This is a genomic window from Actinomadura opuntiae (assembly GCF_030283205.1).
In the GTDB taxonomy this organism is placed as follows: domain Bacteria; phylum Actinomycetota; class Actinomycetes; order Streptosporangiales; family Streptosporangiaceae; genus Spirillospora.
Genome location: NZ_JASNWF010000013.1, coordinates 126,854 through 148,150, shown reverse-complemented (window position 1 = coordinate 148,150; position 21,297 = coordinate 126,854). Strand labels below are relative to the sequence as shown.

Below are 21,297 nucleotides of genomic sequence, written 5' to 3'. Positions count from 1 at the left end.
GGCGTTTCAGGCGGCAGTCGCCGAGTTGTGATCAAGAGCCGTTCATCCGGCGATGATCTTCCTCTTGCCCGGCGGACATCCGGCGCTGGTGATCTTCAGGCGATCAGTCCGATCGCTGCGGAAGGTGCCTCGTGTCTCGAATGTCCCGACGGCTGGCCGGGGGCGCCGTCGCCCTCGCCGCCCTCACGGCGGGGGCGGTCCCCGCCGCGCACGCCGGGCAGGCCGCTCCGGTCGACGTGCAGCTGCTGTCCATCACCGACCTGCACGGCTACCTGCAGCCGTACAACGACGCGGCGAACGGGCAGGTGAAGCTGCCCGACGGCACCGTCCTGAAGGTGGGCGGCGCCGCCTACAACGCTGCGCACCTGGAGCGGCTGCGCGAGGGGAAGAGGAACTCGATCCTGTTCTCGGTCGGCGACAACTTCAGCGGCTGGCCGTTCGAGGTGGACGCGTTCCAGGATGAGCCGACGATCGAGGTGCTCAACAAGCTCGGCGTGCAGTTCTCGACAGTCGGCAACCACGAGCTGGACGTGTCGGCAGGGTTCCTCAAGGACCACATGATGAAGGGCCGCTGTTTCGGCAAGGTGAACGTCGACAGCTGCTTCACCGACTCCACCGGCAAGCGGTTCCGAGGCGCCGACTTCCCCTTCTACACCGGCAACATCGTCGGCGCGAAGACCGGCAAGCCGATCCTGAAGCCGTACAACATCGAGTGGGTGCGCGGGGAAGGCGGCCGCAGGATCCCGGTCGGGTTCATCGACCTGACCGTCCCGGACACCCCGGCCGGTTCGACCTCCTACCAGCCGGACCTGCGGTCCCTGCCGCTGCTGGAGACGGCGAACAAGTACGCCGAGGAGCTGAAGCGGCGCGGCGTGAAGGCGATCGTCGCGAACGTCCACGACGGCGGGTCGGCGGACGGCGCGGGCTTCAACGGCTGCAACGCCCCGTGGGGACCGGTCATCGACTTCGCCAAGCAGGCGTCCCCCGACATCGACGCCATCTTCACCGGGCACTGGCACGCCGGGTTCAACTGCACGATCGCCGACCCGGCCGGGAACCCCCGCCCCGTCATCGAGGGGCTCAACCACGGGCGGCTGATCAGCGAGGTCGACCTGCGGCTGGACGCCCGCGGCGAGGTGATCCGCAGTGAGACCAAGGCCGTCAACCACCCGGTGACCAGGGACATCACCCCCGACACCACGGTCCAGAAGATCGCCGACTACTGGACGGCGCGCGGCAACGAGCGGTCCGCGCAGCCGCTGGCGAAGCAGACCGGCGACTTCACCCGCACGCAGAACGGCAACGGCGAGAGCACGATGGGCGACCTCGCCGCCGACGTCCAGTACTGGACGGCCGGGACGTCGCGCAAGGGCCGCGCCGACCTCGCGCTCGTCGCCACCAAGCCCGTCACCGGCTCCAACGCCGTCGCGCGCGACCTGCCGTACGCGAAGGGGACCGGCGCCGGCGACGCCGACGGGCGCGTGACGTTCGGCGAGGCGTGGAGCGCCTACGGGTACGGCAACCCGATCCTCACCGTCACCGTGACCGGCGAGCAGATCCATCAGGCGCTCGAACAGCAGTGGCAGGGCGCGAAGTTCGCGCCGTTCGCCGTGTCGAGGAACGTCCGCTACAGCTACGACGCCTCCCGGCCGGTGGGCGACCGCGTCGACCCGAAGAACGTGCTGATCGACGGCAAGCCGCTCGACACGTCCCGGACGTACCGGCTCGCTGCGCTCGCCTACACGCTGATCGGCGCGGACGGCTACACCGCCTTCACCGGGTTCACCACCGCCCACCGCAACGATCCGCCCGACCACGAGGCGTTCGTCTCCTACCTGAAGGCGCACCCGACGATCGCCCCGGTGCCGCTCGACCGCGTCACGACGGCCGAGGGCTGACCGGTGAGAGGCGCCGTGGCCGGCGGGCCCCCGGCCACGGCGCCCGCCGGCTCAGGCCAGCGGCGGCTGGTGCTGCTCGCCCTCCGCGTTGATCACCTGCATCACCGCGTTGATCAGCGCGAGGTGGGTGAACGCCTGCGGGAAGTTGCCGAGATGCCGGCCGGTGTGCGGGTCGATCTCCTCGGCGTACAGCTGCAGCGGGCTGGCGTAGGACAGCAGCTTCTCGCACAGCGCCCGCGCCCGGTCCAGCTCGCCGATCATCACCAGCGTGCTGACCAGCCAGAACGAGCAGATGGTGAAGGTGCCCTCGTCCGACTCGAAGCCGTCGTCGGTCTCGGTCGGCCGGTACCGCAGCACGAGGTCGTCCTCCGACAGCTCGTCGGCGATGGCCAGCACCGTCTCCCGGACGCGCTTGTCGTCGGCGGGCAGGAACCCCAGCAGCGGGATCAGCAGCGCCGAGGCGTCCAGCGCGTCCGCGCCGTAGTGGGCGGTGAACACGCCGCGCTCGTCCAGCGCGTTCGCCAGCACGTCGGCGTGGATCTCGTCGGCGGCGGCCTGCCAGCGGCGCGCCCGCTCCTGGTCGCCGCGGATCCGGGCCAGCCGCGCGCCGCGGTCGGCCGCGACCCAGCAGAACACCTTGGACGAGGTGAAGTGCTGCGGCTCGCCGCGCACCTCCCACATCCCGCAGTCGGGGGTGCGCCAGTTGGCGAGGGCGTCCTCCACCTGCTTGACGACGATCTTCCAGAGCCGGTCGTCGAGCCGGTCGCGCTTGCGCACGAACAGGTAGATCGACCCGATGATCGCGCCCCACACGTCGTGCTGGGCCTGCATGTACGCCTCGTTGCCGATGCGCACCGGGCGGGCGTTGTCGTAGCCGGTCAGGTGGTCGAGCGTGGACTCGGGCAGCTCCTCCCGGCCGTCCAGCCCGTACATGATCTGCAGCTTGCCCTCGGCGGCCTCGGCGACGTCGGTGATGAAGTAGAAGAAGTCGTTGGCCTCCCAGTCGTAGCCGAGGGTGTAGAAGGCCCACAGCGCCATGGTGGAGTCGCGGATCCAGGTGTAGCGGTAGTCCCAGTTCCGGTCGCCGCCCGGCGCCTCCGGCAGCGACGTCGTCGCCGCGGCCGCCACCGCGCCCGACGGCGCGAACGTCAGCCCCTTCAGGGTGAGCGCGCTGCGCTGCAGGTGGCTGCGCCACGGGTGGTCGGGGAAGCGGCCGCGGTCCAACCAGTGCTGCCAGTGGTGGACGGTCCACACGAGCCGCTCCTGCGCCTCCTCCCACGAGGAGGGCGCCGCGTGCTCGCTCCACGACAGCGCGACGAACCGGGACTCGCCCTGCTTCAGCAGCGTCCGGGACGTGGCGAGCGACCCCTCGAACCCGACGTTCATGTCGGTGGTGAGCCGGAGCCCGACGCCGTTGCCGCGCGCGACCGCCTCGTGGTACCCGGCGCCGGCGTGCTCCCAGCGGGCCGGCGTCTGCCCGTAGTCGAACACCGGCATGCAGTCGAGCCGGACCTGGACCTGGCCGTTCACGCAGCGGACCATCCGCAGCAGGACGTGGTCGGCGTCGTAGTCGGTGGGGGCGCGGCGGTGCGTGTGGGAGCGTTCCGTCTCGTGGTGCCACGGCCCCATCAGCAGGGCGTCGGTGACCACCAGCCAGCCCCCGTGCACCCACCAGGTCGTCTCCATGACCATGGTGCCGGGGATGTAGCGCTGCGCGGCGGGCACCTCCACGCCCGCCGGGCCGACCCGGAAGTATCCGGCGTCCCGGTCCAGGATGGAGCCGAACACGCTCGGCGAGTCCATCTTCGGCAGGCACATCCACTCGATGTTCCCGCTGGGCGCGACGAGCGCGGTCGTCTCGCAGTCGGACAGGAACCCGAAATCGGCGATCGGGGCGAACGGGTCTCCCGCCCGGCCGCCGGCGACCTTCGGCCTCACAGCCTCACCTCCTTGATCCATCATTCCCTCTCCAGAGCAATGGGTGCGCCAGGGGCGCGGGGTGTTTCCCCGGTGCCGGGCGCGCGGTGTGCGGCCTCATGGGCGCCGTCGTCGTGCCGGTAGTGGAGTAGACCACTTGGAATAGACCATTAAACGGCCTCTGAGCTGCAGAAACGCCGCTGCGGGCACGGAGTGCCGGGAGACCCGGTCAGGCGCGGGTACAGTCCCGGCAAACAGGGCAGCGGACCCGCCGCCGCCTGGGAGGACGCGACGGCGCGCGCTCCCCGGCGCGGGGGGCCGGAACTGTCACTGGGTGGAACCGGAGCGAGAAGGAGCTCCCCGTGCCGAAGTTCGTGTACGACTTCACCGAGGGAAACAAGGACCTCAAGGATCTGCTGGGCGGCAAGGGAGCCAACCTGGCCGAGATGACCAACCTCGGCCTGCCCGTGCCTCCCGGGTTCACGATCACCGCGGAGGCCTGCCGGCACTACCTTGAGCACGGGACCCTGCCCGAGGGGCTGGCGGAGGAGGTGAACACCCACCTCGCCGCCCTGGAGAAGGCGATGGGCAAGAAGCTGGGCCAGCCCGACGACCCGCTGCTGGTCAGCGTGCGGTCGGGCGCCAAGTTCAGCATGCCCGGGATGATGGAGACCGTCCTGAACGTCGGTCTCAACGACGAGTCGGTGCACGGCCTTGCCGCCCAAGTGGGGGGCACGGAAACAGAGCGACAGCGGTTCGCGTGGGACTCCTACCGCCGGCTGATCCAGATGTTCGGCAAGACGGTGCTGGACGTCGACGGCGACCTGTTCGAGGACGCGATCGAGGACGTCAAGCGCGCCCGCGGCACCGAGGACGACGTCGACCTCACCGCCGACGACTTCAAGGAGCTGGTGGAGCGGTTCAAGACGATCGTCCGCGAGCAGGCCGGCCGCGAGTTCCCGACCGACCCGCGCGAGCAGATGGACCTGGCCACCCAGGCGGTGTTCGAGTCCTGGAACGCGCCCCGCGCGATCCTGTACCGCCGCCAGGAGCGCATTCCCGTCGACCTCGGTACCGCCGTCAACATCTGCTCGATGGTCTTCGGCAACATGGGGATGGACTCGGGGACGGGCGTCGCCTTCACCCGCGACCCCGCGTCCGGGCAGCAGGGCATCTACGGCGACTACCTGCAGAACGCGCAGGGCGAGGACGTCGTCGCCGGCATCCGCAACACGGTTCCGCTGAAGGATCTGGAGCGGATCGACAAGGCGTCCTACGACCGGCTTCTCGAGATCATGGAGACGCTCGAGAACCACTACCGCGACATGTGCGACATCGAGTTCACGATCGAGCGCGGGAAGCTGTGGATGCTGCAGACCCGGGTCGGCAAGCGGACCGCCGCCGCGGCGTTCCGCATCGCCTGCCAGCTGCACGACCAGGGGCTCATCGACCTGGACGAGGCGGCCCGCCGCGTCACCGGCGACCAGCTCGCGCAGCTGATGTTCCCCCGGTTCGCCAGCAAGGTCGACGGCGTCCAGAAGCTGACCAAGGGGATGAACGCCTCGCCGGGCGCGGCCGTCGGCAAGGTCGTGTTCACCTCCGAGCGGGCCGTCGAGCTGGCCGATCAGGGCGAGGACGTGATCCTCGTCCGCCGCGAGACCAACCCCGACGACCTGTCCGGCATGGTCGCCGCGAAGGGCGTGCTGACCTCCCGCGGCGGCAAGACCTCGCACGCCGCCGTCGTCGCCCGCGGCATGGGCAAGACCTGCGTGTGCGGCGCCGAGGAACTCGACGTCGACGTCAAGGCCGGGACGTTCACCGCTCCCGGCGACGTCACCGTGAACGAGGGCGACGTCATCTCCATCGACGGCTCGTCCGGCGAGGTCTACCTCGGCGAGGTCCCGGTCGAGGACTCCCCGGTCGTCCGGTACTTCGAAGGCGAGCTCTCCGCCGAGGACGGCGACGAACTGGTCGTCGCGGTGAACCGCATCATGGAGCACGCCGACGCGAGGGCGGCGATGGCGGTGCGCGCCAACGCCGACAACGCCGAGGACGCCGCGCGGGCCCGCCGGTTCGGCGCGCAGGGCATCGGGCTGTGCCGCACCGAGCACATGTTCCTCGGCGACCGGCGCCAGCTGGTCGAGGAGCTCATCCTCGCCGAGGGCGACCAGGAGCGGCAGGCCGCGCTGGACGCCCTGGAGCCGCTGCAGAAGCAGGACTTCGAGGGCATCTTCGAGGCCATGGACGGGCTGCCGGTCACGATCCGGCTCATCGACCCGCCGCTGCACGAGTTCCTCCCCGACCTCACCGAGCTGTCGGTCAGGGTGGCCCTCGCCGGCGACGGCGCGGACCCCAAGGACCGGAGACTGCTCGAAGCAGTCACCCGACTGCACGAGCAGAACCCTATGTTGGGGCTGCGCGGCGTGCGGCTCGGTTTGGTGATTCCGGGCCTGTTCGCCATGCAGGTGCGCGCGATCGCCGAGGCCGCCGCGGCCCGCCGGAGCGCCGGCGGCGACCCCCGCCCGGAGATCATGATCCCGCTCGTCGGCGCGGTGCAGGAGCTGGAGGCCGTCCGCGACGAGGCGCGCGGCATCCTGGAGGAGGTCGGGCGGTCCAGCGGCGTGGACGTCCCGGCGCTGGTCGGCACCATGATCGAGCTGCCGCGGGCGGCGCTGACCGCCGGGCAGATCGCCGAGGCCGCCGAGTTCTTCTCCTTCGGCACCAACGACCTCACCCAGACGACGTGGGGCTTCTCCCGCGACGACGTCGAGGCGGCGTTCTTCTCCCGCTACCTGGAGCTCGGCATCTTCGGGGTGTCGCCGTTCGAGACCCTCGACCGCGACGGCGTCGGGCGGCTCGTCCGGATCGCCGCCGAGGAGGGCCGCAAGGCGCGGCCGGGCATCAAGCTCGGCATCTGCGGCGAGCACGGCGGCGACCCCGACTCGGTGCACTTCTGCCACGAGGTCGGCCTGGACTACGTGTCCTGCTCGCCGTTCCGGGTACCGGTGGCGCGGCTGGAGGCCGGCCGCGCCGCGATCGAGGCGGACGGCTCCGGCGGCGCCCGCTGATCCGTCCCGGGCGGTCGGCCGTTCGCGCGCCGGCCGCCCGGTACGGGAGAAATGTGGGGCGCGCAACACGCCGGGTCCGCGAACCCCGGACGCCCGCCGGACCATCTCACTAACGTGTCCAGAGCGATGACGTTGGAAGTGGAGTTGCCGGACCAGGACCCGGACGAGCCGGAGGAGACCGAGGAGCGCCCGCGCGGCCGCAACAGGCGCGGGCGGCGCACGAGGCCGCTCTGGTTCAGGGTCTCGGTCACCGTCCTGTGCGGGATCCTCGCCGTGGTCGTGCTGACCCCGCTGACCGTCGGCGCCCGGGTCTGGTACCAGGCCCGGCAGGACGAGCGCCCGCGCTCGGACGCGATCATCGTGCTCGGCGCCGCGCAGTACAACGGCGTGCCGTCCCCGACGCTGCGGTGGCGCCTCCAGCACGCCCTGGACCTGTACCGCGACAAGGTCGCGCCCGCGATCGTCACCGTCGGCGGCAGGGCGCCCGGCGACAACTACACCGAGGCCGACTCCGGGCGCCGCTGGCTGATCGAGCACGGCGGCCTGCCCGCGTCCAAGGTCGTCGCGGTGCCGGTCGGCCGCGACACGCTGGAGAGCATGAAGGCGGTCGGCAAGGCCTACAAGGCGCGGCACTGGTCGTCCGGTGTGATCGTCACCGACCCGTGGCACGCGCTGCGGTCCAAGCGGATGGCGGAGGACAGCGGGATCACCGCGGCCGCGTCGCCGACCCGCAGCGGCCCGAGCGTGCAGACCCGCGACACCCAGTTCCACTACATCGTCCGGGAGACCGGCGCGTACCTGTCGTACGTGCTGCTCGGCAAGAGCGTGAAGACGCCCAGCGAGACCATCAAGATCATTCACGGCGACCCGACGGCGACCGTGTCGCCCGGCCCCGCGGGCACCGCGTCCCCCAGCGGCTCGCCTACCCGCTGAGGCACCACATTTCCCGAGACACGGCGGGCCATGCCTGCTTACTCTCCCTTTGCCCGCTTACTCTGGAAGGACATGACCCAGAACCCACCACGGACCGGCCGCTCGGCGGCGTCCGCATATTCGGCGACCGACCGGCTGCGCTGGGCGCCCGAGTCCGCCAAGCGCCGTGACCGCACGGCGTTCGAACGCGACCGGGCCCGCGTGCTGCACAGCGCCGCGCTGCGCCGGCTCGCCGCCAAGACCCAGGTCGCCTCGCCGGGCGCGGACGCCGCTGCCGACACCGTGCAGAGCCTGCGCACCCGGCTCACCCACTCGCTCGAATGCGCCCAGGTCGGCCGGGAGCTCGGCAAGTCCCTCGGCTGCGACCCCGACCTGGTCGAGACGGCCTGCCTGTCGCACGACATCGGGCACCCGCCGTTCGGGCACAACGGCGAGTCCGCCCTCGCCGTCGTCGCCCGCGACTGCGGCGGCTTCGAGGGCAACGCGCAGAGCCTGCGCGTGCTGACTCGGCTGGAGCCCAAGTCGTTCGCCCCGGACGGCCCGCCCCTGCACGGCCGCAGCGTCGGCCTCAACCTGACCCGCGCGGCCCTCGACGCCGCGATGAAGTACCCGTGGACGCAGCAGGACGCCGTCAACGGCAAGTTCGGCGTGTACGCCGACGACGTGGACGTCGCCCGCTGGGTCCGCGAGGGCGCCCCGCCCGGCCGGACCTGCTTCGAGGCCCAGGTCATGGACTGGAGCGACGACGTCGCCTACTCCGTCCACGACCTCGAGGACGCGCTCGTCGCCGGGCACGTCGATTTCGCGCGGCTCGCCGACCCGTCCGAGCGCCGCCTCGTCGCCGCCACCGCCGCCAAGCTGTACTGCACCGACGCCGATCTGAACGAGCTGGAGGAGCGGTTCGCCGCGCTGCTCGCCGAGCCGTACTGGCCGGACCGCTACGACGGCACGCCGCGCAGCCTCGCCGCGCTCAAGAACCTCACCAGCACGCTCATCGGCCGGTTCTGCCTGGCCGCCGAGACCGCCACCCGCGCCGCCCACGGCGACCGGCCGCTCACCCGCTACGCCGCGGAGCTGATCGTCCCGCGCCAGCAGCGGCTGGAGAACGCCCTGCTCAAGGGCATCACCGCGCACTACGTGTGGATCAGCCACGAGGAGGTCAGGGCCCGCCAGCGCACCCTGATCACCGAACTGGCCGAGATGATGCTCGTCGGCGCGCCCGGCTCGCTCGACCCCGGGTTCCGGGAGGCGTTCGTGGACGCGCGCGACGACGCGGCCCGGCTGCGCGCCGTCGTCGACCAGATCGCCTCCCTCACCGACCTGTCGGCGATGGCCCGCCACCGCCTCCTCGGCGGCCGGCCGCAGTAGCCCCGCTGATAGCGCGCGCTTCGGGCGGCCCGCTAGCGGGCCGGGTGCGTGCCTTCCGCCCCGACGCGCCCGACGATGACCCTTGTCTCGTCACGGAGGCCGCTGTAGGGATAACTACAAGTCAACTACAGGAGGTCGCCATGCCCGAGGAGACGTTCGTCATCGTCGGTGCCGGCCTTGCCGGAGCCAAGGCGGCGGAGACGCTCCGCGAGGAGGGCTTCGCGGGCCGCGTGCTGCTGATCGGCGAGGAGATCGAGCGTCCGTACGAGCGTCCGCCGCTGTCCAAGGGGTTCCTGCTGGACAAGGAACCGCGGGACAAGGCGCACGTGCACGAGGCCGACTGGTACGACAAGCACGACGTCGAGCTGCGCGTCGGCGTCTCGGTCGCCTCGATCGACCGGGCGGCCCACGAGGTGCGGCTGTCGACCAAGGAGCCGATCGGCTACGGCAAGCTGCTGCTGACGACCGGAGCGTCCCCTCGCCGCCTCGACGTGCCGGGCTCCAAGCTCCAGGGCATCCACTACCTGCGCACCATGGCCGACTCGGCGGAGCTCAAGCAGGCGTTCGCGCACGGCGGCCGGCGCGTCGTCGTCGCCGGGGCCGGCTGGATCGGGCTGGAGGCGGCCGCCGCCGCCCGCGCGTACGGCAACGACGTCACGCTCATCGAGCCGGAGCCCGCGCCGCTGCACGCCGCGCTCGGCCCCGAGCTCGGCCGCGTCTTCGCCGACCTGCACCACGACCACGGCGTGGACGTGCGCCTCGACCAGGGCGTCGCCGGGTTCTGGGGCGCCGGGCAGGTGTCGGCCGTGGTCACCTCCGGCGGCGCCGAGGTGCCCGCGGACGTGGTCGTCGTCGGCATCGGCGTCCGGCCGAACACGCGGCTCGCCGAGCAGGCCGGGCTGGAGGTCTCCGACGGCGTCCTCGTCGACCAGTCGCTGCGCACCTCCGACCCCGACATCTACGCCGCGGGCGACGTCGCCAACGCCTACAACCCCCTGCTCGGCCGCCGCATCCGCGTCGAGCACTGGGCGAACGCGCTGAACGGCGGGCCCGCCGCCGCCCGCGCCATGCTCGGCCGGGACGTCGTGTACGACCGCGTCCCGTACTTCTTCAGCGACCAGTACGACCTCGGGATGGAGATGTCGGGCGTCGCCGCGCCGGGGGAGTACGACCAGGTCGTCTACCGGGGCGACGTCGCCTCCCGCGAGTTCATCGCGTTCTGGCTGAACGAGGGCCGGGTCGTCGGCGGGATGAACGTCAACGTCTGGGACGTCACCGGCGACGTGCAGGCGCTGATCCGCTCCGGACGGCAGGTCGACGCCGCCCGGCTCGCCGACCCCGGGGTGCCGCTGGCCGATCTCGCGGCCTGACCCGGGCCTCCTGATCTTTCTCACCGCCCGGCCGTATCGGGCCCCGGTGTAAGGCACGTACAGTCGGCCGGGTGGTGACAGACGAGATCGCCGCGCCGGCGCGGGCGCGCCTGGCGGTGACGGTGGCGTTCGTGGCGCACGGCCTGCTCGGCGCGGCCTGGGTGGCGCGCATCCCGCAGATCAAGGAGCACCTCGGGCTGAGCGCGGGGACGATGGGCGTCGCGCTGCTCGGCGCGCCGGTCGGCGTCGTCGCCGCCGTCCGGTTCGCCGGTTGGATCGTGGACCGCTGGGGCAGCCGCGCCACGACGGTCGCCGCCGGGACCGCGGGCGCGCTGGCGCTGGTCCCGCTGGGGCTGTCGTGGAACCTCGCGTCGCTGATCTGCTCGCTGGTGCTGATGGGCGGGTCGCTCGGCCTGATGGACGTGGCGATGAACGCCCAGGGCGTCGCCGTCGAGCGCGGCTACGGGCGCCCGCTGATGTCGGGCCTGCACGGGTACTACAGCATCGGGACGCTGCTGTCGGCGCTGGTCGGGTCGGCGGCGGCGCATGCGGGCGTCCCCGTGGCGGTGCACCTCACGCTCGCGGCGGTGGTGCTGGTGCTGCTGCTGGCGGTCGGCTGCCGCGACTTGTTGGATCGTTCCATCGACGTGCCGCCGGAAGTGGACGACGCTCCCGGGGACGCGGACGCGCCGTCCGCGCGGCGGCGGTCGACGGCCGTCCGGGCCGCCCGGTGGCCGCTGGTCATGCTCGGCGTCATCGGGCTGTGCTCGTTCGTGGGCGAGGGCGCGATGGCCGACTGGAGCGCCATCTACCTGCGGGAAAGCCTCGGCACCGGGCCCGGCGCGGCCGGGCTCGGCTACGCCGGATGCGCGATCGCGATGACCGCGGGACGGCTCGCCGGCGACCGCGTCGTCGCCCGGTTCGGGCCCGTCGCCGTGCTGCGGATCGGATCCCTCGTCGCCGCGCTCGGCCTCGCCCTCGGGCTCGCGGCGGCGAACCCGGTGGCCGCCGTGTCCGGTTTCACGCTGTTCGGCCTCGGCATCGCGGTCGTGGCGCCCGTCACGTTCAGCGCCGCCGGCAACGTCCCCGGCGTGCCGGCCGCCGCCGGGATCTCCCGGGTGACCGGCGTCGGCTACCTCGGCCTGCTCGGCGGCCCGCCCGTCATCGGATTCATCGCCCAAGGCGTGGGACTGGCGTGGGCGCTGGCCGTCCCGGCCGGGCTCGCCGCGCTGATCGTCCTGCTGGCGCCGGCGGCGGGCACCGCCGAACGCTGACCGGCGGGCGCACCTTCTGTGAGCGGGCGGGCCGTGAAGGGGTCGGACCGTTTCAGCGGGGTTGTGACGTCGTTATATGTACCGTTCAGGTAAGGTCTGGGCGAGTGAGTACCATGCAGCGGTCGAGACCGGCGAGAACGGTCTCGTCCGCACCGGCCTACCGGGCGTTCTTCCAGGAACTGCTCAGCTTCGGCCTCGTCGGTTTCGTCGGCACCCTCATCATGATCTTCGGCGCGAACCTCATGCGCGCCCGGCTCGGCGGCAGCCCGGTGACCAGCGTCGCCGTGCCGACCGTCGCGTCCACGCTGAGCTCCTACCTGCTCAACCGCTACTGGACGTTCCGGCACCGCGACAGCGACGGCTCCGGCCGCTTCGCGATCTTCTTCGCGCTGAACGGCGTCGGGCTCGCGATCCAGATCCTGTGCACCGGCTTCACCTACTACACCCTCGGCCTGCACGGCGGGGTCGCCTACAACCTCGGCCTCCTCGCCGGCGTCGTGCTCAGCTCGGCGTTCCGCTACTGGTCGTACAAGAAGTGGGTCTTCACCACGGCGGCCGCCTGAGTTGGGACGCCTCGACGACGAGTGGGCGGCGCACCGGCCCGCGGTGTTCGGGGCCGCCTACCGGATCACCGGCAGCGTCGCCGACGCCGAGGACGTCGTCCAGGACGTGTGGCTGCGCGCCTCCGCCCGCGAGCCCCTCGACGACGTCCGCGACCTGCGCGCCTGGCTGATCACCGTCGCCGCGCGGCGCGCCTACGACGTGCTCGGCTCCGCGCACGCGCGCCGCGTCGACTACGTCGGGCCCTGGCTGCCCGAACCGCTGCTGACCGGCCCCGACGCTGCCGAGCCCGTGCTGGTCGACGAGACCGCCGGCACCGCGATGCTGCTCGTGCTGGAGGAGCTGTCGCCGCCCGAGCGGGTCGCGTTCGTCCTGCACCAGGCGTTCGACGTGCCCTACGACGCCATCGCGGAGGTGCTCGGCAAGAGCCCCGCCGCGTGCCGGCAGCTCGCGTCGCGCGCCCGCCGCAAGGTCGCCGCGGCGTCCCCGTCCCGCCCCGCCCGCGCAGGGGAGCGGGAACGGGTGCTGCGCGAGTTCCGGTCCGCCTACGAGCGCCGCGACGAGGCGGCCCTGATGGCGCTGCTCGACCCGGACGCCACCTACACCACCGACGGCGGCGGCCACGTGTTCGCCGCCCGCAAGATCATCGCGGGTGCGGCGCGGGTCGCCGCCACGCTGCTGCGGGTCGCCGTCCGCAACCGGTTCGCGCTCGTGCCCGCCGAGGTCAACGGGGAGCCGGCGCTGCTGGTGCGCAACGGGGCGGGCCGCCTCGCCGCCGTCGACACGCTGGAGATCCGGGACGGGCGGATCGTCGCGGTCCGCCGCGTCCTCAACCCCTACAAGCTCGCCGCCGCCCGCGCGACCCTGAACTGGTGACCTCTCGCCCTCGGGACCGCTACCGGGCGGCCGCCCGGCTCATCGCCGCGTCGAGGTCCAGCGGCGACAGGCTCCCGGCGGTCGCGTCCAGATCGCCGTCCGCGAGGAACGCCTCCGTCGCGCGCTGGACGGCGGTGTAGGCCGCGCCGGCCAGCGCCGTCCCCACGCTGACCCGCCGCACGCCCGCCTGCGCCAGCTGTGCGACCGTCGGGCCGCCCGCGAAGAACAGGCCCGCGTTCACCGGCATCGGGACCGCGGCGGCCAGCGTCTTCAGGAGGCCCAGATCCAGCAGGCCGGGGACGAACAGGCAGGCCGCACCCGCCTCCGCGTACGTCCGCGCCCGCGCGATCACCTCGTCGAGCCGGCCCGACGGGTCTCCGACCTGGTGGAAGAAGACGTCGGTCCGCGCGTTCACCACCAGGTCGGGCGCGCCTGCGCGGGTCGCCGCCTCGCAGGCGGCTGTGATCCGCTCGGCCTGCGCGTCCGGCGCGACCAGCGGGTCGCCCGCCGGGCCGGGGGAGTCCTCCAGGTTGATCCCCGCCGCGCCCGCCTCCACGACGGCCTCGACCGTGGCGGCCACGTCCTTCGGGTCCGGCCCGTAGCCGCCCTCGATGTCCGCGGTCACCGGGACGTCCACCGCGCCCGCGATCCGGCCGACCGCCGCCGCCATCGCGTCGCGGCCGAGGCGCTGCCCGTCCGGGCTGCCGAGCGCCCACGACACCGCCGCGCTGGACGTGGCGATCGCGGACGCCCCGGCCCGCTCGATCACCACGGCGCTGCACGCGTCCCAGGCGTTCGGCAGGACGAGCAATCCGTCGTGGTACGACCTGAAGAGCCGGGCCTTCTCGTTGTTCGCTGCCATGCGGCCGAACCTAGGACCGTCGACCGGCCCAGTGAAAGAGCCAATACTGCTTCATTCGACTGAGCCGATTGCGCCTGTCACACGGTGGGGCGGTGCGTCGTCTCCCTGGCGACGAAGGGAGAAGCACCATGCCGCGCTTGCTCATGCAGGAGGCGACCCCCGAGGTCTACCAGGGGTTCATGACCATCGCCGGGCACATCCACCGGGGGCCGCTGGCCCGGCCGACCCAGGAGCTCATCAAGATCCGGGCCTCCCAGCTGAACGGCTGCGCGTTCTGCGTGGACCGGCACACCCGGGACTTCCGGGCCCTCGGCGAACCCGAGGAACGCCTCCACCACCTGACGGTGTGGCGGGAGTCGCCGCTCTACACCGACGCCGAACGCGCCGCGCTCGCCTACACCGAGGCCGCCACCCGCCGCGAGCCGGTGAGCGACGAGGTGTGGGAGACGCTGCGCAAGCACTACCCGGACGACCGCGAGGCCGGCGACCTCGTCGCCCTGGTATCGCTGATCAACGCGCTCAACCTGTTCGGCGTCCCGCTGCACATGAAGCCGCCCGCGCGGAACTGACCGGACTTGCGGCCCGCGCCCCGCTTCTCGGCGGGACGCGGGCCGGACAGGGCTCAGCGACCCGCCGGAACGATCTTCTCCGTCTGCGTCAGCGCCTCGGCGAGGATCCCGGTCAGGTCCTGCCCGGTGCCCTGCGAGAACATCACCTGGTCGATGCCGTGCTCCGCGAGCCGCCCGATGGTGTCGACGGCCGCGCCGACCGACGGCGTCTCGGGGAAGAAGCTCAGCGAGGTCTTCTCGATCTCGGCGTAGTCGCGCCCCTCCCGCTCGCAGTGCTCACGCAGGACGTCCAGCTTGCGGGGCAGGTCGTCGCCGTCGAAGATGTTGCAGGCGTCGGCGTACTTGGCGACGAACCGCAGCGTCTTCTTCTCGCCCGTCCCGCCGATCAGGATCGGCGGATGCGGCCGGCGCAGCGCCGGCGGCGAGTTCAGCGGGCGCTCCAGCGAGTAGTGCTCGCCCTCGAACGCCGACTCGTCGCCCTTCCACATCTGGTGCGCGATCCGCAGCGTCTCCTCCAGCCGCTCGAACCGCTCCGCCGTCGGCGGGAACGGCACGCCGAGCCCGCGCGACTCCTCGTCGTTCCACGCCGCGCCGATGCCCAGCCACGCCCGCCCGCCCGACAGGACGTCCAGCGTCGTCACCGTCTTCACCAGGATGCCGGGATGCCGGTACGTCACGCCGGTGACCAGCGTGCCGAGCGTGATCCGCTCCGTCAGCGCCGCCGCGTACGCCAGCGCGGAGTAGCCCTCCAGCATCGGCTCCTCCGCCGGCCCCACCATGCTGATCTGGAAGAAGTGGTCCATGACCCACAGCGAGTGGAGCCCGCCCTGGTCGGCCTCTCTGGCGATCCGGCCGAACGTGGGGCCGATCTCCTCCGGCCCGCCGGGGAACGTGAAACTGGGAACCTGGAGTCCGATGCGCATGGGTGATCCCTCGTGTCGTCGTGTCTGCCGTCAACTCTGCGACCTGGACCGCACTCCAGGTCAAGTCCTGGTCCCCGCTGGATACCCGCCCGTTCCCGGCCCAGTCTTCAGGTTTGTTCGCACCCCGGCCAGGCCGCACAACGCCAGCCCTGATCGTCCACCAGCACCGGGAACGGCGCGGCATGCGGCAACGGCGCGCCCCAGACCCGAGAGCCGAGCCCGCACAGCACACTCAGCCCCACGGTCAGGCTCGCCACATGCCCAACCACGGCGACCTTGCCGCCGTGCCGATGCTCCGCCGCGATCATCTTGAACGCGGCCACCACCCGCTCGACCACCGCGCGCCCCGTCTCCCCGTCGGCCACCCGCTCGTCGAGCCGCCCGTCCACGACCCAGGCCCGGAGCACCTCGGCGGTCCGGGCCCTCGTCACCGGACCCGTCGCACCAGCCCGCCGATTCCCGCTTCGACCAGCCCCGCCATCCCCGTGACCTTTGCCCCGTGGACCCGCCCGATCGCCTCCGCCGTCCGGTACGCGCGCTCCGCCGTGCTGGCGTACACGTGGTCGACCGCGGGCAACGCGCGCGACCGCTACGGCCTGCCGGCGCCCACGCTCGGTCAGCAACGCCCCAGGAAGCGCCCCGGCCGCCTTGGCCACGACATTCTCTGCCTCGGCATGCCGAAGGCACATCATTTCAAGCACACCGTCCATCGGAGGATGGTATCGGCGGTGGTCGTACTTGTTGTTTCGTGGTGTGCGGGTCTTGTGCATGGCGGTTCATGCTATGGATGGTTTGGAGAATGGGGGTATTTGGAGTTCAAGATCAGTAAGGGTGTTCGGCTGAGCGGCAAGAAGGGTGTTCGGGCGGTGGGGTGGCGCTGGCGTACGGGGCCGCCCCTCCAAAGTCAAGGGCGCCTTCGGCGTCGCTTCGCGATGGACTTCGTCCACCCTTGACTTTGGAGCCTCTGCGGCCCCTGAGGCAGCGCCAAAGGGGCAGGCTCCGCCTGCCCCGCCCGGGTCGCGCCACCCCACCGCCCCCATCCGTCCGCGTGCTCGACAAGCCACCCCAAAGAGACAATTCACCGACCAGGCAAAGGTGAGCAAAATCGAGGCGCACTGAGCAATATCTTTCCACTGATCAGCAAGAAAGAAGGCCCCCGCTCTGCGCGCAATTGTCGGTCACTTGGGGTACACTTTAGGTATGCAGTCAGTGACGGTCGACCTTGCGGGCGCGTCCACCATGGAATTGGTGAACGCGCTCTCAACGATCGCCACTGAACTCGCCCAACGCCAGGCCCCGGAATCGGCGGCCGCGTGCCTGGAACTCACCGAAGACCTGGCCGCCGCCTGCGATATGCAAGAAAGCGCCCTGGCCGGTTTCATCGGCCGGGTTGATGCCACCGGAGAGCAGCAGAGGTGGGGATTTCCCTCCACACGGGCGTGGCTGCGGTCCCGCCTGGGCATGCGCGAGAACCGCGCCAAAGAACGCCTCACACTGGCGCGGCAACGCCACCGCCTACCGCAGGTGACCGAGCAACTGGCGGCCGGAGAGCTGTCCTACGGGTACGCCGTCACGGTCGCCGACTCAGTAGCCCGACTGGACGACACCGACTGCGCCAAGGCAGAGAACAAGCTGCTGGAGATGGTCGGCCAGGGGTTCTCGCCGGGGAAGATCGCGGTGTTCGGTCACCGGATCCGCGACGTCATCGCCGAACGCGACGACACCGAGCACGAACCCGAGGAAGTCAAGCGCGGCTACGCCAAGTCCTGGGTCACCAGCTCCGGTTCGTTGGACGGTGGTCGGTACATCAAGGGGTGGCTGAACGCCGAGGACGCCGCGATCTGGGACGGCACGCTGGCTCCGCTTGCGAAGCCGGCCGGACCCGACGATCACCGTGACGTCGCCGAGCGAACGGCGGCGGCGCTGTCGAGTGTGCTGTCGGGCGGACACAAGGCCACCAAGGTCACCGTCATCTGCGACCTCGAGACGATCACCGGCGGCAATGCCCCAGGCCACCTCATCGACGGGACACCGATCCCGGCCGAGCAGGTACGCCGCATCGCACTGGCAGCCGGAGTCTCCCCGCTGATCCTGGGACGCGGGCACAACCCGCTGTACCTGGGCTATCGGGAGCGGTTCGCCACCCCGGCCCAACGCCGGGTCTTGGAGACGCTGTATCCGACGTGTGCGGTGCGGGAGTGTGAGATTCCGGGGACGTTGTGCGAGGTCGACCACGTCCACGGCTGGGCCCTGGGTCACAGTCCGACCGACATCGATCAGCTCACGCTCACCTGCGGATGGCACAACCGCTTCAAACACACCAGCCGGAAGCAGATCGGGATCAGCAAAGATCCCGACGGGCGGTATGTGTACCGGCTGCTGCCACCACCCGACGCCAGGTCAAGAACCAAACTCGGGAACGGACCGCCGGGCGCACTCGGCCCACCCGATCCCGCCATCACCTGGGCCGCATAACCAACCCCACCCGCACATGGCCGGTTCGCCCGAATCCACATGGGATCTCGGGCGAACCGGCATGCCCCACATCACTCCCACCCTCCACTGCTCCGTCAGCAGCAGCTGCGATCAGCTGAACCTGGGCCCCTCGCCCCGGCCCCTCGCCATTGCCTTGTTGCGGCGTGCGCGGCGACCACACTCCACCGTGGTGTACCGCTCGAGACCCATCGCTCATAACGGGATGCGGACGACGGCCTCCTACCGGGTGGCCACGGCATGGTGGTGTTTCAGCCCGTTGATGCCGTACCCGACTGCGCGTCGCCGCTCGGTGGCCCCGCTCGCACCACACCGGCGGGCGTCCACCGCGACTGCCCTTGCCTCGCTTCTTGCGGTTGCGGGCCTGGGCGACCCTGATCGCGGTGGTGCAGCCAAGCCAGCGTCTACGCCGGTAGGCGCGGTTGGCACCAGGAGCCGTTGGCCTTATCGGCACGGACCCGGTCGGACCGACTGCAAGGACACCCCGGCCCAACACAAGGGCACGCTTATGCACTCCAGAACGGCACGGCCCCAGGAGCGACGCGCCCCTCAGGTGGCTTGGTCTCTCCTGAATGCAGGGAGTGAGGCGACCCGCCCCGACCTGCCCTGCACCATCGGCGTGAGGTCGGCGCCCCATACACGCTGGGAGTCGTCTCCTTCTCCGTCTCTGCCTCTTGGTCCTCTGGTTCGGGGGCGGTGGGGTGGCGCGACCCGGGCGGGGCAGGCGGAGCCTGCCCCTTGGCGCTGCCTCAGGGGCCGCAGAGGCTCCAAAGTCAAGGGTGGACGAAGTCCATCGCGAAGCGACGCCGAAGGCGCCCTTGACTTTGGAGGGGCGGCCCCGTACGCCAGCGCCACCCCACCGCACGGCCAACCCAACACCCCTGCCCCAAAACGTGCTTGCACCCGTCCCGAATGCCCGCCCACGCCTGCTAGCGCGAACACTCCTTCACGCTTCCCATGCCTAGCGACGACACCCTCTTCCCGTCCGCGCACCGCCCTGCCGCCGGACCGTCCACCCCCTGCTTACTTGTGCACCGCTCCTGCCTCGCCCACGCACTGCCCGCCGCCGTTGCCCGCCGCCCGCTTGTCCGGCGCGCTTATCGCCGCCGAGCTCTCGTCTGCCTGTGCCGCGTCTGCCTGACTGTCCACCATGCTTGCAACACCCTGCCCGCCGCGCCTGCCCTGTCTGCGCATCGTGCTGGCCACCTGTGCGTGGCACCCGTCTGCCCGTCGCGTGTACCCGCCGCGACTGTCCGGTGCGCTTGTCGCCCGCGCGCCGCGCTTGTCGGCCTGCGCACCTACCCGTCGGACCTGACGCCCGCCCGGGACGCTTGCCGTCTGTGGACCACGCTTGACCGTCGACGCATCATCGTGTCCGCGTGTAGACCGCGTTTGCTCGATGGCGCGCGCTAGCTTGCTCGGTTGCCAATGCTCGTCTGCGGTCGATCTCGCCTTGTCTGGCGTGTTCCGTAGCTTTCAGCCGGGTGCCACGCTCGCCAGTGTCGCGCCCATCCTTTGCCTGCGCCGCGCTCTTCGCTTCGTGCTCGGTCTTGCTTTGCGTGCCGTCTGTCACGTGTCGGTCGGCCTTGACGCCACGTTCGGAGGGCTCCTTACGCTGATCATCTTTCGTATCGCGTGAGATTCCTTGGTGCAGGGGCGGTCTCCTCGTTCGCTGAGGGCGTGTGGGGGTGTTCTTTTGGCTGGTCAGTGGCTATGTGTCTGGCTTTGCCGGGTGGACGGTGGGTTGACCTGGAGTGGGCTCCAGGTGGGATCCTGGGAACGTGAGTTCCTACTCTCCGGCTGAGACCGCCGAGAAGAGCGGCTTCAGCATCGACACGTTGCGGTACTACGAGAAGATCGGGCTGCTGTCCGGGATCGCGCGGAACGCGTCGGGGCGGCGCGTGTTCAGCGAGAGCGACCTGCAGTGGCTCGGGATGCTGCGCTGCCTGCGCGAGACGGGGATGCCGATCGCGGAGATGCTGCGGTACTCCGAGCTCGCGCGGGGCGGGGCCGAGACCGTGCAGGAGCGGCTGGAGCTGCTGCAGGAGCACGATCGCCGGGTGGAGGAGCAGATCGCCCGGCTGCGCGAGCAGCAGGAGCACATCAAGTTCAAGATCGGCTTCTATCGGGGCGCGGTCTGCGAGGAAGTGCCGGTCTGAGCGAGGACGCGCGCCGCGCGCGTCCAGGTCTCGGCGGGGTCGAAGGCGTCCGCGGTCCAGGTGGAGGCGCGGATGGCGCCGCGGTTCCGGAAGCGGCGCATGATGGCGACGTGCGGGGGCCAGGCGACGAAGCGGTGCAGGTCCTCGGTGGTCTCCCAGATGGAGACGGAGCCGCAGCGCAGTTGGAGCGGCTTCGTCCACAGCCACAGGCCGACCGCGCCCTGGAGGTCGGGCCAGGCGCGGCGCAGGGTCAGGCCGGCCCGGTAGACCTCCGGGAGGTCGGTCGCGTGGTCGCAGGTGAAGTCGGTGACGCTCACCAGGACGGGTCCGCGGCCGTCGGCGGGTCCGGGGCGCCAGCTTTTCAGCGGTTCCACGACGGGGAGCGGCCAAGGAGGGTCAGGAGGCGGTCCTTCGGGGACGTGCCGTCCGCCGGCGGGACGACGGGCGCGAAGGCCGTTCCGGGGCCGCGGTCGTCGGTGGGGACGATCGCCGCGACCTTGAGGGACGCGGTCAGCAGCTCGTCGCCGGGTTCCCAGGGGGCGCCGATGGTGGCGGCGACGTCCCAGGCGTGCACGACCAGGTCGACGGAGTGGAAGCTGATCGCTAGTGCGGCGGGGAAGGGGCCGCCGTCCCGGATCTCGGGGAGGACGAGCCCGGTGTCGAGGGGCACCGAGGCGAAGGCCTCGGTGACGAGGTCGAGGGACGCCTTGGCGGCGGCGTAGGGGTCGTCGCCGAGGTCGCCGCCGTGCCAGTTGGCCAGGCGGCCGCCGTCGCCGCGGACGGCGGCCGCGAAGCCCTGGTCCTGGCTGACCTGGTGGCGGAGCAGGCCGTGCAGCGTCCAGTCGGGGCACGGCGTCGGCAGGGCGAGCGCGTCCGGTTTCACCTGGGCGACGGCCGAGAGGTAAAGGTCGGCGGCCTTGCGGTCCAAGGGGCGGAAGTCGGTGGTGAGCAGTTCGGTGAGAACGTCCATACGTCCACCGTAGGAACGGTGAGTGGCCCAGGTACAGGGCCAAAATCGCGGAAAAT

Annotated in this window: 18 protein-coding genes; 11 read left to right on the top strand and 7 right to left on the bottom strand. The window is 71.4% G+C overall.

The window, feature by feature from the left end; genetic code table 11:
• Positions 1-140 precede the first annotated feature (140 nt).
• Positions 141-1,898, top strand: coding sequence for a bifunctional metallophosphatase/5'-nucleotidase (locus tag QP089_RS27520; protein WP_285915218.1), 1,758 nt, complete (start codon positions 141-143; stop codon positions 1,896-1,898).
• A 51-nt stretch (positions 1,899-1,949) separates the two neighbouring features.
• Here the strand turns inward: QP089_RS27520 and QP089_RS27515 are convergent, their stop codons facing one another.
• A complete protein-coding gene (locus tag QP089_RS27515) occupies positions 1,950-3,836 on the bottom strand; it encodes a glycoside hydrolase family 15 protein (RefSeq protein ID WP_285915215.1) in 1,887 nt (628 codons plus the stop codon).
• Positions 3,837-4,177: 341 nt separating this feature from the next.
• Between QP089_RS27515 and ppdK the strand changes: the two genes are divergently transcribed.
• The 7 genes from ppdK (at position 4,178) to sigJ (ending at position 13,265) form a co-directional block, all read left to right on the top strand.
• Positions 4,178-6,883, top strand: a complete 2,706-nt coding sequence (gene ppdK, locus QP089_RS27510; RefSeq protein ID WP_285915213.1) for a pyruvate, phosphate dikinase — start codon at positions 4,178-4,180, stop codon at positions 6,881-6,883.
• 126 nt (positions 6,884-7,009) lie between these two features.
• Positions 7,010-7,816, top strand: a complete 807-nt coding sequence (locus QP089_RS27505; protein WP_285915212.1) for a YdcF family protein — start codon at positions 7,010-7,012, stop codon at positions 7,814-7,816.
• A gap of 72 nt (positions 7,817-7,888) precedes the next feature.
• Entirely contained in the window at positions 7,889-9,184 is a 1,296-nt protein-coding gene (locus tag QP089_RS27500; protein ID WP_285915210.1) for a deoxyguanosinetriphosphate triphosphohydrolase, read from the top strand.
• Between the two features lie 140 nt (positions 9,185-9,324).
• Complete coding sequence (locus QP089_RS27495) at positions 9,325-10,554, top strand: NAD(P)/FAD-dependent oxidoreductase (protein ID WP_285915208.1); 1,230 nt, start codon at positions 9,325-9,327, stop codon at positions 10,552-10,554.
• A 71-nt stretch (positions 10,555-10,625) separates the two neighbouring features.
• Entirely contained in the window at positions 10,626-11,828 is a 1,203-nt protein-coding gene (locus QP089_RS27490; protein WP_285915206.1) for an MFS transporter, read from the top strand.
• A gap of 113 nt (positions 11,829-11,941) precedes the next feature.
• The gene (locus tag QP089_RS27485; RefSeq protein ID WP_285915451.1) at positions 11,942-12,391 is read left to right on the top strand and encodes a GtrA family protein; all 450 of its coding nucleotides are present in this window, start codon (positions 11,942-11,944) and stop codon (positions 12,389-12,391) included.
• 1 nt (position 12,392) lies between these two features.
• The gene (sigJ, locus tag QP089_RS27480) at positions 12,393-13,265 is read left to right on the top strand and encodes an RNA polymerase sigma factor SigJ (RefSeq protein ID WP_285915205.1); all 873 of its coding nucleotides are present in this window, start codon (positions 12,393-12,395) and stop codon (positions 13,263-13,265) included.
• Positions 13,266-13,284: 19 nt separating this feature from the next.
• Here sigJ and QP089_RS27475 read toward each other — a convergent pair whose 3' ends face one another.
• Positions 13,285-14,127, bottom strand: a complete 843-nt coding sequence (locus QP089_RS27475; RefSeq protein WP_285915203.1) for an isocitrate lyase/PEP mutase family protein — start codon at positions 14,125-14,127, stop codon at positions 13,285-13,287.
• Between the two features lie 128 nt (positions 14,128-14,255).
• Here QP089_RS27475 and QP089_RS27470 point away from each other — a divergent pair, with 128 nt between their 5' ends.
• Positions 14,256-14,696: a carboxymuconolactone decarboxylase family protein gene (locus tag QP089_RS27470; protein WP_285915201.1), complete on the top strand. Its 441-nt coding sequence runs from the start codon at positions 14,256-14,258 to the stop codon at positions 14,694-14,696.
• Positions 14,697-14,749: 53 nt separating this feature from the next.
• Here the strand turns inward: QP089_RS27470 and QP089_RS27465 are convergent, their stop codons facing one another.
• From QP089_RS27465 to QP089_RS48870, 3 genes are all read right to left on the bottom strand, one after another.
• Positions 14,750-15,619 carry an LLM class F420-dependent oxidoreductase gene (locus QP089_RS27465; RefSeq protein ID WP_285915200.1) on the bottom strand — a complete coding sequence of 290 codons (870 nt, stop codon included), beginning with the start codon at positions 15,617-15,619 and terminating at the stop codon, positions 14,750-14,752.
• Between the two features lie 107 nt (positions 15,620-15,726).
• Positions 15,727-16,026 (bottom strand): histidine phosphatase family protein, encoded by a 300-nt coding sequence (locus tag QP089_RS48875; RefSeq protein WP_353070628.1) that lies wholly within the window; start codon positions 16,024-16,026, stop codon positions 15,727-15,729.
• Positions 16,027-16,046: 20 nt separating this feature from the next.
• A complete protein-coding gene (locus QP089_RS48870) occupies positions 16,047-16,178 on the bottom strand; it encodes a histidine phosphatase family protein (protein WP_353070627.1) in 132 nt (43 codons plus the stop codon).
• A 689-nt stretch (positions 16,179-16,867) separates the two neighbouring features.
• Between QP089_RS48870 and QP089_RS27455 the strand changes: the two genes are divergently transcribed.
• Both QP089_RS27455 and QP089_RS27450 read left to right on the top strand, forming a co-directional pair.
• The gene (locus QP089_RS27455; RefSeq protein WP_285915448.1) at positions 16,868-18,094 is read left to right on the top strand and encodes an HNH endonuclease signature motif containing protein; all 1,227 of its coding nucleotides are present in this window, start codon (positions 16,868-16,870) and stop codon (positions 18,092-18,094) included.
• A gap of 1,799 nt (positions 18,095-19,893) precedes the next feature.
• Positions 19,894-20,271, top strand: a complete 378-nt coding sequence (locus QP089_RS27450; protein ID WP_285915199.1) for a MerR family transcriptional regulator — start codon at positions 19,894-19,896, stop codon at positions 20,269-20,271.
• Here QP089_RS27450 and QP089_RS27445 read toward each other — a convergent pair.
• Positions 20,235-20,645, bottom strand: a complete 411-nt coding sequence (locus QP089_RS27445; RefSeq protein ID WP_285915198.1) for a hypothetical protein — start codon at positions 20,643-20,645, stop codon at positions 20,235-20,237. The two genes, QP089_RS27450 and QP089_RS27445, sit on opposite strands and share 37 nt — an antisense overlap.
• Positions 20,633-21,241 carry a TIGR03086 family metal-binding protein gene (locus tag QP089_RS27440; protein ID WP_285915196.1) on the bottom strand — a complete coding sequence of 203 codons (609 nt, stop codon included), beginning with the start codon at positions 21,239-21,241 and terminating at the stop codon, positions 20,633-20,635. The genes QP089_RS27445 and QP089_RS27440 overlap by 13 nt, the downstream gene beginning before the upstream one ends.
• Between the last annotated feature and the right edge of the window lie 56 nt (positions 21,242-21,297).

Excerpts from the sequence above, each read along its gene's own strand:
- QP089_RS27520 (WP_285915218.1), top strand. The coding sequence starts at position 141 with ATGTCCCGACGGCTGGCCGGGGGCGCCGTCGCCCTCGCCGCCCTCACG.
- QP089_RS27505 (WP_285915212.1), top strand. The coding sequence starts at position 7,010 with ATGACGTTGGAAGTGGAGTTGCCGGACCAGGACCCGGACGAGCCGGAG.
- QP089_RS27500 (WP_285915210.1), top strand. The coding sequence starts at position 7,889 with ATGACCCAGAACCCACCACGGACCGGCCGCTCGGCGGCGTCCGCATAT.
- QP089_RS27495 (WP_285915208.1), top strand. The coding sequence starts at position 9,325 with ATGCCCGAGGAGACGTTCGTCATCGTCGGTGCCGGCCTTGCCGGAGCC.
- QP089_RS27485 (WP_285915451.1), top strand. The coding sequence starts at position 11,942 with ATGCAGCGGTCGAGACCGGCGAGAACGGTCTCGTCCGCACCGGCCTAC.
- QP089_RS27475 (WP_285915203.1), bottom strand. The coding sequence starts at position 14,127 with ATGGCAGCGAACAACGAGAAGGCCCGGCTCTTCAGGTCGTACCACGAC.
- QP089_RS27470 (WP_285915201.1), top strand. The coding sequence starts at position 14,256 with ATGCCGCGCTTGCTCATGCAGGAGGCGACCCCCGAGGTCTACCAGGGG.
- QP089_RS27465 (WP_285915200.1), bottom strand. The coding sequence starts at position 15,619 with ATGCGCATCGGACTCCAGGTTCCCAGTTTCACGTTCCCCGGCGGGCCG.
- QP089_RS27440 (WP_285915196.1), bottom strand. The coding sequence starts at position 21,241 with ATGGACGTTCTCACCGAACTGCTCACCACCGACTTCCGCCCCTTGGAC.